We start from the raw sequence: 11,409 nt of genomic DNA, 5'->3' as shown, positions 1-11,409 counted from the left end.
CTACTGTAGCAGGCTTTTCGTTTCCGTCAACACCTTTTTTCGAGGCCGTTGACGTCGTTTCGTGGTCCCGGTCACTTGTGTGAGCGGCGCCGTGAAGCGAGGAGGCGAATTCTAGACATCTTTGTGAAAAGTGCAATCACTTTTTGTTGCAGGGCCGCAAATCGGCCGCTGGGGCCAGACTCGGCAAAGTGATGGCCGCCCAAGGCAGGTTTTCGATGCCTGCTGGCCCCTGCAGGACTTGCTTGCCTGCAGTGTGTGCCTTTCCCGCTTGGCTCGCAGGCATTGTCACCCGCCTTCCCGATGGGCCGGACTTCACTGGCAAGTCTCTGCGGCCCTCCACTGTTGTACGGCCCCCCGCCTGCGGCAGCTGGGCGACAATGCGGTCTGATCCATCGCACGCCTCCAGATAGATGACCGATCCTGCGCCGCGCTCCTTCTTTCGTGACCTTTCGCTGCCCGCCACCGTTGCCGGCTTCATTACGGTACTGGTGGGCTTTGCCAGCTCGGCGGTGATCGTGTTCCAGGCAGCGCAGGCGGTGGGCGCCGGGCAGGCCGAGATCGCCTCGTGGATGTGGGCGCTGGGCATGGGGATGGGCGTGACCTGCATCGGCCTGTCACTGCGCTATCGCGTGCCGGTGGTGACGGCATGGTCCACGCCCGGCGCCGCGATGCTGGTGGTCGGGGCGACCACGCTGCCGATGTCCGATGCGATCGGCGCCTTCGTGCTGGCCGCGGTGATGGGCGCGGTGGCCGGCTTCTCCGGCGTGTTCGAGAAGGCGATGCGACGCATCCCGGTGTCACTGGCATCGGGAATGCTGGCCGGTGTGCTGCTGCGCTTCGGCCTGGATGTCTTTGTCTCAGTGCAGGCCCAGCCGCTGCTGGTGTTGTTGATGTTCGCAACTTACCTGCTTGGACGGCGCTGGTTGCCGCGCTATGCGGTCATCGCAACCTTGCTGGTGGGTGTGACGGTAGCCGGCGGCAAGGGCTTGATGCAGATGGAGCAGGTACAGCTGCAGATGGCACTGCCGGTGTTCACCCTGCCGACGCTGTCCTGGGCCGCCGTGTTCGGCATTGCCCTGCCCTTGTTCATCGTGACCATGGCCTCGCAGAACGTACCCGGTGTGGCAGTGCTGAAGGCATCCGGCTATGACGCGCCAGTTTCACCCGTGATTGGCTGGATTGGCGTGGTCAATACCGCCTTGGCGCCGTTCGGCGGCTATGCACTGAACCTGGCCGCGATCACGGCTGCGATCTGCATGGGCCGTGACGTACACGAGGACCCGGCCCGGCGCTATACCGCTGCGGTCAGTGCGGGGGTGTTTTACCTGGTGATCGGCCTGTTCGGGGCAACGGTGGCCGCGGTGTTCGCGGCGTTCCCCAAGGAATTGATCGCGACGCTGGCCGGGATCGCCCTGCTGGGCACCATCGGCAACAGCCTGGCGGCGGCGATGAGGGAAGAGGCCGAACGCGAGCCGGCGCTGGTCACCTTCCTGGTCACCGCCTCGGGACTGTCGCTGGCCGGTATCGGTTCGGCGTTCTGGGGGCTGGTCGCCGGTGTGATCACCTTGCTGGCGCTGCGCCGCTGATTGGTGGCGGGCGACACCACTGCCGCAGTCAAGGGCAGCGAGTTCCGCCTACCCTCTCCCCAACCCCTCTCCCGATGGGAGAGGGGCTTCCAGGCTCAGAGCGGCTTTACCGCGAACACCTGCTTGAGGGTGTGGCGGCCGCCTGGAGCCAGTGCGATCACATCCGGGCCAACGTTGCCGGCTTCCACGCAAACATAGTTGCGCCAGGCCGCACCAATATCGTCCATCTTGGCCGCGGCCACTTCGCCGGCGTTCCAGACCACGGCACTGCGGCTGCCGCTGGTGGTGATGTCGATGATGCGCTTGAAGCCTGGGTCGCGCAGGACGTAATGGCCACCGGCCTGGGTGTAGATGCGGTCACTGCGGCCCGGGTCGCGCGGATCACGCAGGTTCCAGTCGCCCTGCTGCACATGGGCGGCGCCGCCATCGAGCTTGTCCAGATAGGTAAGCCCGTCCAGGCCGCTGACGTCCACGGTCAAGGCGTCGCTGACATTGAAGTAGTTGTGCAGGGCCTGGGTGATGCTGGCCGGCTGGCTGCCGGTGTTCTCGGTGATCAGCTCCTGTTCCAGGGTGCGGCCAACCCGCACCACCATCTGCAGGCGTAGATCCAGGGTGTCGATGACCGGCGGGACCAGCGTCAACACGATGCTGCCGTCGGCCTCGCGCCGCGCGTCGCGCAGCTGCCAGGGCACGGTGCGCACAAAGCCATGCGAGGGCACGTCATTGCCCTGCCCCTGGCGCGCGAAATAGGGCCAGCACACCGGTGCGCCGCCGCGGATGGGGGTGGGTGGCTGCTTGGCGGAGGGCGAAAGCCACATGACGTCCTGGCCACCGGCCGGGACGAAGGACAACAGCTGGCCGCCGAACACGCTGATGGCCGCCGTGGAGAACGGGGTCTCCACCTTCCAGGCAGTGAATCCCTTGAAATCGCCTGTGCTCAGGCCCTGCACATCCTTCATTGAAACATTGCTCCGTACGATCGGTGATTGAACAAGTTGCGGATAGTTGGCAGGCAGCCTGAATACCGTGGGCTGGGCCGGCGGCGCGGCCCGAAGTGCCTGCAGGATGCGGCTGCCGGCACGGCCGTCGGCGTCCTTCCACCCCAGCCGTTGCTGCTCGGCCTGGATGGCACGACGGGTGGCGTTGCCGATCATGCCGTCGGCGGCGCCGATGTCGTGGCCACGGGCCAGCAGCAGGGTCTGCAGCTCACGCCGCTGCTGGCGGCCGATGCCCGGGTCATCGGTGGGCCAGGCGGCGACCAGACCGCTGCCCCCACGCAGGCGGTCGGCCAGCGTGGCGATCGCCAGGGCATAGCTTTCGGCGGCGTTGTAGGAATAGATCGCGTCGTAGTTGCGGAAGACCAGCAGCGCCGGGCCCTTGGCACCGGCCGGCAGCAGCAAGGCGGCATTGCTGTCATCGGCAATGGCCGGCACCTGCAATGGTTTGCCGTCAACCAGGGTGATGCCCAGCGCGCGCCAGTCAGCCAGCGGCTTGCGTTTGCCGCGGCCGGCCAGGGTGGCGTTGAAACCCGCCGGGATACGCACTTCGACGCCCCACGGTTGGCCACTGCGCCAACCGGCCTGCTTGAGGTAGTTGGCAGTGGACGCCAGGGCGTCGGGAATGCTGGCCACCAGGTCACGCCGGCCATCGCCATCCCCATCGACGGCAATGCGGGCATAGGTCGAGGGCATGAACTGGGTGTGGCCGAACGCACCGGCCCAGGAGCCGGTCAAACCGGCCGGATCCAGGTCGCCCTTGTCGATCAGCTTGAGCAGGGCCAGCAACTCCCCCTTGAAGAAGGGCTGGCGGCGACCATTGCAGGACAGCGTGGCCAGCGACTGCAACAGCGGACGCTTGCCAAACACACGACCGTAGTCGCTCTCCACGCCCCACACCGCGACGATGGTTGCCGCGTCCACGCCGTACTGGCTGGATACCTGCTGCAGCAGCGCAGCGTGCTGGCCCAGACGGGTGCGCCCGTCATCCACGCGCTGGCTGTCGACCAAGGCGGCGAGATAGTCCCAGATGGGCGTGGTGAACTCGGGCTGTGCATCCAGCAGGGGCAGCACGCTGAGGTCGGGGGTGATGTCGGCGAAGACCCGGTCGAAGCGCTCCGCACTGACGCCCTGGGCGACGGCACTGGTCCGCAACGCCGCCCCACAGCTGCCAAAGTCACTGGTGGCCGCCAGCACCGGCGCGGCCATGCTGGCAACCGCCATCAGCAGGCCTGCGCGCAGCAGGTTGATTGCTTTCATCCATACGCTCCTTGCACCGGAGCCCGATCATAAGCGCTGCGGCACGCTGCCGTTGTCGCCGGGGAATGAACCACGGCAATGCGCTCAGCTCAGCGCATCGAGGTAATACCACTGGCCATCGATGCGTTCAAAGCGACTGTGCTCGGTCATCTTGACCGCACTGCCACCCCCGATCCGGTAGCGCGCAATGAACACCACCTCTGCGGTATCGGCGCCGGTGATCTGGTGGCGCTGCACGCTCAGTCCCAGCCATTGCGTGCGCTGCCCGGGTGCATCGTCCAGGCTCAGCGCCTGCGGCCGGGTCTGCGGATGCCAGCTGCGCAGCAGGTAGGCAACATCCTTGGTCACGTAGGCGCTATAGCGCGAGCGCATCAAGGCTTCGGCATCGGGCGCGGCCTGGCCGCCGTGGTAACGGCCACAGCACTGGCTGTAGTTGTGCGGCAACCCGCATGGGCAGGCGCTGTTGGCTGATATCTGCATGCCCGCATTGTCGGTGAGCGTCGCCCTGCTTCCAAGCCTGCGGCTGTCGCCATTGGCGCGTATGCTGGCGCCCCCCTCGTGCCGTGGAACCACCATGCTGGAACTGTTGCCGCCCGAACTGCCCTGGTTGCTGGTGATTGCCTTCAGCGCAGGGTTGGTGGATGCGGCGGTAGGCGGCGGCGGCCTGATCCAGCTGCCCGGCCTGTTCACCACCTTGCCGCAGCAGTCACCGGCGGCCTTGCTGGGTACCAACAAGTTCAGTTCGATGTTCGGCACCGGCGCCTCGGCCTGGCGCTACGCACGCTCGGTGCGCTTTCCGTGGCGTCCGGTGCTGCTGGCGGCCGCTGCGGCCTTTGCCTGCTCCTTCCTGGGCGCTACCGCCGTTTCCCTGCTCTCCAAGGACGCGGTACGGCCATTGGTGCTGACCTTGCTGATCGTGATGCTGGGCTACACCCTGGCCAAGAAGGATTTCGGTGCCCTGCACCGGCCGCGCGAAGTGGGCCGCCGCGAGCTCACCATCGCCGTGGTGATGGGCGGGGTGATCGGGTTCTACGATGGCTTCTTCGGGCCGGGCACCGGCAGCTTCCTGATCTTCCTGTTCGTGCGCTTCTTCGGGCTGGACTTCCTGCGCGCCTCGGCGGCCTCCAAGGTGGTCAACCTGGCCACCAATGTGGCGGCATTGTCCTTCTTCATCCCCAGCGGCAACGTGCTGATGGCGGTGGCCGTGCCGATGGCGGTGGCCAACGTGCTGGGTGCGGTCGCCGGCACCCGGCTTGCGTTGCGCGGTGGTACACCCTTGATCCGCAAGCTTTTTGTCGCACTGGTGGTGGTGCTGATCGCGCGCATGGCCTGGGATACGTTCCGGCCGGTGTGAGGGCACCTGCACATAGCTAAATTCCCCCCACTGGAATAGGTGACGCACGTCACATATCGTGCACAGACAAGCCAACCCGGGGATGGCGCCTACATGACCAGACGATATCGAACCGCTGCACTGTTGCTGCTTGCTGCGGCCCTGCTGGCATCTGTGCCGGTGCTGTACTCGTTGCACCAGGCACGCGCCCAGGCGATCCGCGAGAAGTACGTGCAGTTGGACGATGTGGCCAGCAGCATCGGGCGCCAGGTCCGCAGCACCATCGGCATCCTGCAGGAGCTGCACAGGGAGATGCGCGGCAGTGGTGAAGCCCCCTGCAGCGCGGACGGGTTGCTGCGCATGCAGCGCTTCGGCATGCGCTCGCAGCTGGTGAAGAGCACGCTGTACCTGCAGGACGGCAAGGTGGCCTGCTCGTCCAGCGGCGCGCTGATGCAGTCGCTGGTACTCGGCCCGTACAGCGCGCGTGCGCCCGACGGCGTGCGGGTCTATACGCAGGTGCAGGTACCGGGCTTGAGCGGGCACGAGTACGTGCTGCTGGAGCGCGACGGTTATGCCCTGCTGGTCTACCCTGAAGGCCTGATCTCGCCGTTCGTGCGCCCTGGCCTGTCGCTGGGCCTGTTCAACAGCATGGACGGCCGCTACACCGCACGCGCAGGCGATCTGCCACAGCGCTGGGCCACCGATGGCACCGCCAGCGACGACAAGGGCCACTTCATCGACAAGCAGGCTGACGCGTTGGTGGTACGCCGCGTACTGCGGCCGGGCGGCACCGGCGTGATCGTGGCCACGCCACTGGCCACCCTCGATGCACGCATGAACCAGTTCGCCCACTGGTTCATCCCGATCGGCATCATTGCCGGACTGGTGGTGCTGGGCATGGCGCTGGCGATGATCCGACGCCAATGGTCCACGCGCGCCGAACTGCTGCGCGCCATCAACAAGGGCCATTTCTTCCTGCTCTACCAGCCGGTGTTCTGCCTGCAGGACAGCACCTGCATTGGTGCCGAGGCGTTGCTGCGCTGGCAGCACGAAGACGGCACCGTGGTACCGCCGGATCGCTTCATCCCGTTTGCCGAGGATGCCGGGCTCATCCAGCTGGTCACCCGCCGGGTGCTGGAGCTGGTGGTCAAGGACCTGAGCGGCTTCCTCCGCCAGTACCCGCGCTTCCGCCTGGGGGTGAACCTGTCACCACGTGACCTGCAATCCATGGAGACGCCGCAGCTGCTGGCGGACATGCAGCGTGCGATCGGCCCCGGCATCGGCCAGTTCGTGGTGGAGGCCACCGAGCGCGGCCTGCTGGAGGAAGCCAGTGCGCAGGACGTGGTGGCAGCCATCCATGCGCTGGAGATAGAAATCGCCATTGACGACTTCGGCACCGGCTATTCCAGCCTGGCCTACCTGACCACCTACCCCTTCGATATCCTCAAGGTCGACAAGAGCTTCACCTCCACCGCCTGCACCGAGGCGGTGACCAGCCAGGTGGCCACACACATCATCGAGCTGGCCGCCAGCCTGGGCATGCAGACCCTGGTGGAAGGCATTGAAAGTGAAGAACAGGCGATCTTCTTCCGCGACAAGGGCGTCATCTACGGCCAGGGCTACTACTTTGGCCGGCCCATGTCGGCCAGTGCGCTGGCCGACTTCCTGCCCTTGCACAGCCGCCCCGGGCAGCTCGCGGCGCACAACGTCACGGCGCCGGCACCCCCGGCCGGGCTGCAACCGCGGCCAGGCTGAGCAAGGCCCGTGGTCAGCGGCTTGATCTGGCGCAATGACGGAGCCGGCTTGAAGGCCGATGCTGTACCGGTCGCGGCCCAGCCGCACTGCGGGAGCAGACCATGCAACACGATTTCCAGGGGCGCATCGCGCTGGTAACCGGCGCCGCCTCCGGCATCGGTGAGGCGGTGGTACGGCAGCTGGCGGCCGGCGGCGCCCACGTGTTGGCCGCCGACATCGACGGCGATGCCGCTACCGCCGTGGCCTTGTCACTGGGCGACCGGGTACAGCCGCTGCAGGTGGATGTCAGTGACCCGGATGCCGTCCGGCACATGGTGCACGCCTGCCAGCAGCGCTTTGGTGGCCTGCACCTGGCAGTGAACAATGCCGGTATCGGTGGTGCCAGCCTGCAGACCGCCGACTATCCGCTGGAGGAATGGCACCGCGTGCTCGGGGTCAACCTGCACGGCGTGTTCTATTCGATGAAGTATGAAATCCCGGCCATCCTCGCCAGCGGCGGCGGTGCCATCGTCAACATGGCCTCGATCCTGGGCAGCAACGGCTGGGCCGGCTCGGCCGCCTATGTCGCCGCCAAGCACGCCCTGGTGGGCATGACCAAGAGCGCGGCGCTGGAATACTCCGCGCGCGGTCTGCGGATCAATTCGGTCGGCCCCGGTTTCATCGACACACCGCTGCTCAAGAGCATGGACCAGGAGGCCTACGCCGGGCTGGTCGCGCTGCACCCGGCCGGGCGCCTGGGCACGGCCGCGGAGGTAGCAGAGCTGACCTGCTTCCTGTTGTCGGACCGGGCGTCCTTCATCACCGGTAGCTACCATCTGGTTGACGGCGGCTATTCAGCACGCTGATTTGTTCATTTGTCGTCATCGGCGCGCATTTAGGCAGCAACTTGAGACCTGGCTGCTTGTCGGCGCGTAACGGATTGCTTACAAATCGGCTACGCCCGTCATGGTGGCGGGCAGTAGTCCGGCAATCACCAGGAGCATTCGATGACGTCGTTTTCGCCCCGGCCCAACCGCCTGACCCACGCCCTGCGTTTTTCCCTGCTGTGTCTGCTGCCAGGCACCGCCCTGGCGCAACAGAGCGTCGACACTACCCCCAAGACCCTGGACAGCATCCAGGTCACGGGTACGCGCATCAAGAAGGCCGAACTGGAGACCCAGGTTCCCGTCCAGGTGCTCACCCGCGAAGCCATTGAACGCACCGGCTACAGTTCGGTAGCCGATGTGGTGCAGCACCTCACCGCCAGCGGCGCGTCGCTGAGCACCAAGCTCAACTCCAGCGGCAACTTCGGCTTTCCCCCCGACGGCGGCGGTGTCGGCGCAGGTGCGGCCACAGTGGACCTGCGCCACCTCGGGCCCAAGCGCGTGCTGGTGCTGGTCGATGGCATCCGCTGGGTCAATGAATCCTCCGGCTCGGGCGTGGGCTCATCGGTGGACTTGAACACCATTCCGCTGGCCATCGTCGACCGCATCGAAGTGCTGGAAGACGGTGCGTCCTCGATCTACGGCTCCGACGCCATTGCAGGCGTGGTCAACATCATCACCAGGAAGGGGGCCGATGGCGGCCATGTGGAGGTGCAGTACGGCGACTACAATCTCAAGGGTGGCGACACCAGCAGCATCGACCTGAGTTTTGGTGGCAGCAGTGACCGCGCACAGTGGATCGTCGGTGCCTCGTGGTTCAAGCAGAAGGAAATCGGCTCGTCCGAGTACAAATGGGCAACCGAACCGGTGCCTGGTACCGGGCTGGCCAACGGCAGCTCGGCCACGCCCGGCGGGCGCACGGTGTTTGCACCACCGGATGGCAACAACACCTACGGCGGGCTGTGCCCGTTGGGCAGGGACGCCAACGACAATCCCATCCCCGGTTCGGCAACCTGCAACATCACCCTGCCCAATGGCGCCAGCTTTGGCGGCGCTGCCGGCTTCCCCGGTGACTTCATCCCCTTCGGTACCGCCAACCGCTACAACTTCGCGCCCAACAACCTGCTGCTGACCCCGAACGAGCGCAAGTCGGTGTTCGGGCAGGTGCGCTTCGAATTCAATGCCACCGTAAGCGGCTGGTTCCGCGGCCTGTACAGCGAGCGCGAATCGGCCAACCAGGCCGCGCCGGAGCCGATCTTCCTCGGCACCGATGCCGGCGTGTACAACGACTGGGCCGAAACCAGGCTGGTGATCTCGGCCAACAATCCCTACAACCCGTTCGGCTTCGACCTCACCACGATGGGGGCCAACCCCAACCTGTTTTTGCTGGGCCGACGACCGGTCGAGGGCGGCCCGCGCCGTTACGAGCAGGACGTAAAGACCTGGTACGCCGCTGGCGGTCTGGATGGCGTGTTCGAGGTCAACCAGCGCACCTGGAACTGGGACATCAACGTGATGTCCAGCCAGAGCAAGGCTACCCAGACCAATACCGGCAGCTACAACATCAAACACATCAACCAGGCCCTGGGCGATCCGGCAGCGTGTGCGGCCATCGCCGGTTGCGTGCCACTGAACCTGTTTGGCGGCCCCGGCACCATCACCCCCGAGATGCTGGCGTGGATCTCGCCGATCGTGCGTGACCGCAGCAAGAACACGCTGTCGCTGGGCTCGGCCAACATCACCGGTGAACTGTTCGACATCTGGGCGGGCCCGCTGTCCTTCGCCGCCGGTGCCGAGTGGCGCCGCTACAAGGGCGAATACCATCCCGACCCGATCACGGTGGCCGGTGAGTACAACGGCGTACCGTCGGGCGTGACCATCGGCAGCTACTCGGTGAAGGAAGCCTATGTCGAGTTCGACGTGCCGTTGGCGCGGGAAGGCTTCTGGGGCAAGAGCCTGGACCTGAGCATTGCCGGCCGCTACTCGGACTACTCCACCTTCGGCGGCACCGGCACTGGCAAGATCGGCCTGCGCTGGCAGCCGGCCGATGAGCTGCTGCTGCGCATGTCCTTCGCGCAGGGCTTCCGCGCACCCTCGATCGGCGAGCTGTACGGCACCTTGAGCCGCTTCGACGCAACCATCGTCGACCCCTGCAACAACGCCGCCTCCACCACCCCCAAGTGCGCCGCCGACGGCGTGCCGCCGGGCTATGAGCAGGCCAACCCGCAGATCTCGGTGGTCACCTCCGGCAACCGTGATCTTGAGCCGGAAGAAAGCCGTTCGTTCATGGCCGGCGCGGTGTGGAGCCCGAGCTGGGCCGAAGACAGCAGCTGGGCCAACCGCCTGGACCTGGGGGTGACCTTCTACCGCCACACCATCGACAAGGCGATCCAGGCACCGGATGCGCAGGCCATCATGGACCGCTGCATCGATACCCGCGATGCCACCGCCTGTGCCAGCTATACCCGCAACGACCGTGGCCAGATCATCCGTTTCGAGGACATCCTGGCCAACCTGGGCACCATCAACACCAGTGGCTGGGATTTCAGCGCGCACTGGCTGCTGCCGGAAACCGGCTGGGGCCAGCTGGGCTTTGACTGGAAGGCAACCTGGGTGACCCGCTATGAGCTGGTCAACGAGTCCGGGCAAGCCGAGCCCAAGGGCCCGGGCATCGAGGTCAACGACAGCTCGATCCCGGAGTGGAGCTCGACCCTGGCCACCAACTGGGACTACCGCAACTGGAACGTCAACTGGACGATGCGCTACATCGACCGGCTGCGTGAAAGCTGCGCCGGTGCCAATGGCTTTGCAATCTGCACCGACAGCGCTGCCGACCAGCATTGGCTGGGTGCCACCACCTATCACGATGCCCAGGTCAGCTGGCGTACCGATGCGTGGATGAAGGGGGTAAAGGTGAGCGTTGGCGTCAACAACGTGTTCGACAAGAACCCGCCGATCTGCCTGAGCTGCACGCTCAATGGCTATGACCCGGGCACCTATGACCTGCCCGGCCGTTACACCTATGCCAGGCTGAGCATGGATTTCTAAGGGTGAGACAACCAAGGGAGCCGCATGGCTTCCTTGGTTTTTGTGGATTTGCTGCAGACCCGATGCCTGTGCGTTGTCGCGCCTGCAGATGGAGGGAGGCCGCAGGTTTTGCGGCTTGCGCCGCACCCGCAGAAGCCGGGTTGCTCAGCGCAGCAGTGCGCCAGCCAGCGCCATCAGCAGCAGCACCATCACCGGCAGCATCGACAATGCAAAGCCGAGTGCGCGGCTGGACGGTGCCAGCACGTAGGCGCGCCAGTAAATGAAGCGACCGACCAGGTAGACCGCGCCGATGCCTGCCACCCATGCCGCCGGCCAGAAGCGTGCCGCCACGAACATGGCTGGCAGCAGCGCGACCATCAATTCCAGGGTATTCATCTGCACGCGGTAGACACGCTCGAAGCCCTCATTGCCGGTGACGGCCGGGGCCTTCACCCCGTACTTGCCACGTGCACGGCCTACCATCGCGCCGAAGAACAGGAACTGGGCCACGACCAGCATGGCGACGATTTCTACATAGTGCATGGACAACTCCGTGGCGAATGCGGTGTGGGATGTGCCGAGGGTAACAA

Annotated in this window: 8 protein-coding genes; 5 read left to right on the top strand and 3 right to left on the bottom strand. The window is 65.7% G+C overall.

Translation table 11 applies throughout. The features are described from left to right. Nucleotides 1-410 precede the first annotated feature (410 nt). Nucleotides 411-1,586 (top strand): benzoate/H(+) symporter BenE family transporter, encoded by a 1,176-nt coding sequence (locus B2527_RS11010; protein ID WP_293712050.1) that lies wholly within the window; start codon nt 411-413, stop codon nt 1,584-1,586. 95 nt (nt 1,587-1,681) lie between these two features. Here B2527_RS11010 and B2527_RS11005 read toward each other — a convergent pair whose 3' ends face one another. Together B2527_RS11005 and B2527_RS11000 are read right to left on the bottom strand one after the other, a co-directional pair. After that, entirely contained in the window at nt 1,682-3,805 is a 2,124-nt protein-coding gene (locus tag B2527_RS11005; protein WP_293712059.1) for a lytic murein transglycosylase, read from the bottom strand. A 120-nt stretch (nt 3,806-3,925) separates the two neighbouring features. After that, on the bottom strand, nt 3,926-4,321 hold the full coding sequence (locus tag B2527_RS11000) for a YchJ family metal-binding protein (RefSeq protein WP_293712047.1): 396 nt from the start codon (nt 4,319-4,321) through the stop codon (nt 3,926-3,928). Nucleotides 4,322-4,415: 94 nt separating this feature from the next. Here B2527_RS11000 and B2527_RS10995 point away from each other — a divergent pair, with 94 nt between their 5' ends. From B2527_RS10995 to B2527_RS10980, 4 genes are all read left to right on the top strand, one after another. Next, on the top strand, nt 4,416-5,195 hold the full coding sequence (locus B2527_RS10995) for a sulfite exporter TauE/SafE family protein (protein ID WP_293712045.1): 780 nt from the start codon (nt 4,416-4,418) through the stop codon (nt 5,193-5,195). Between the two features lie 93 nt (nt 5,196-5,288). Next, on the top strand, nt 5,289-6,929 hold the full coding sequence (locus tag B2527_RS10990; protein WP_293712042.1) for an EAL domain-containing protein: 1,641 nt from the start codon (nt 5,289-5,291) through the stop codon (nt 6,927-6,929). A gap of 101 nt (nt 6,930-7,030) precedes the next feature. Continuing rightward, complete coding sequence (locus B2527_RS10985) at nt 7,031-7,774, top strand: SDR family NAD(P)-dependent oxidoreductase (RefSeq protein WP_293712039.1); 744 nt, start codon at nt 7,031-7,033, stop codon at nt 7,772-7,774. A gap of 141 nt (nt 7,775-7,915) precedes the next feature. Further along, entirely contained in the window at nt 7,916-10,840 is a 2,925-nt protein-coding gene (locus B2527_RS10980) for a TonB-dependent receptor (RefSeq protein WP_293712036.1), read from the top strand. A 144-nt stretch (nt 10,841-10,984) separates the two neighbouring features. On the opposite strand, the gene B2527_RS10975 is transcribed toward B2527_RS10980, so the two are convergent. Beyond that, nucleotides 10,985-11,362 (bottom strand): MAPEG family protein, encoded by a 378-nt coding sequence (locus tag B2527_RS10975; protein ID WP_293712033.1) that lies wholly within the window; start codon nt 11,360-11,362, stop codon nt 10,985-10,987. Nucleotides 11,363-11,409 lie beyond the last annotated feature (47 nt).

Source organism: Stenotrophomonas sp. UBA7606 (genome assembly GCF_002477705.1).
Taxonomy (GTDB): domain Bacteria; phylum Pseudomonadota; class Gammaproteobacteria; order Xanthomonadales; family Xanthomonadaceae; genus Stenotrophomonas.
Note: the sequence above shows the minus strand (reverse complement) of the source record. Positions and strands in the feature narration are given on the sequence as shown.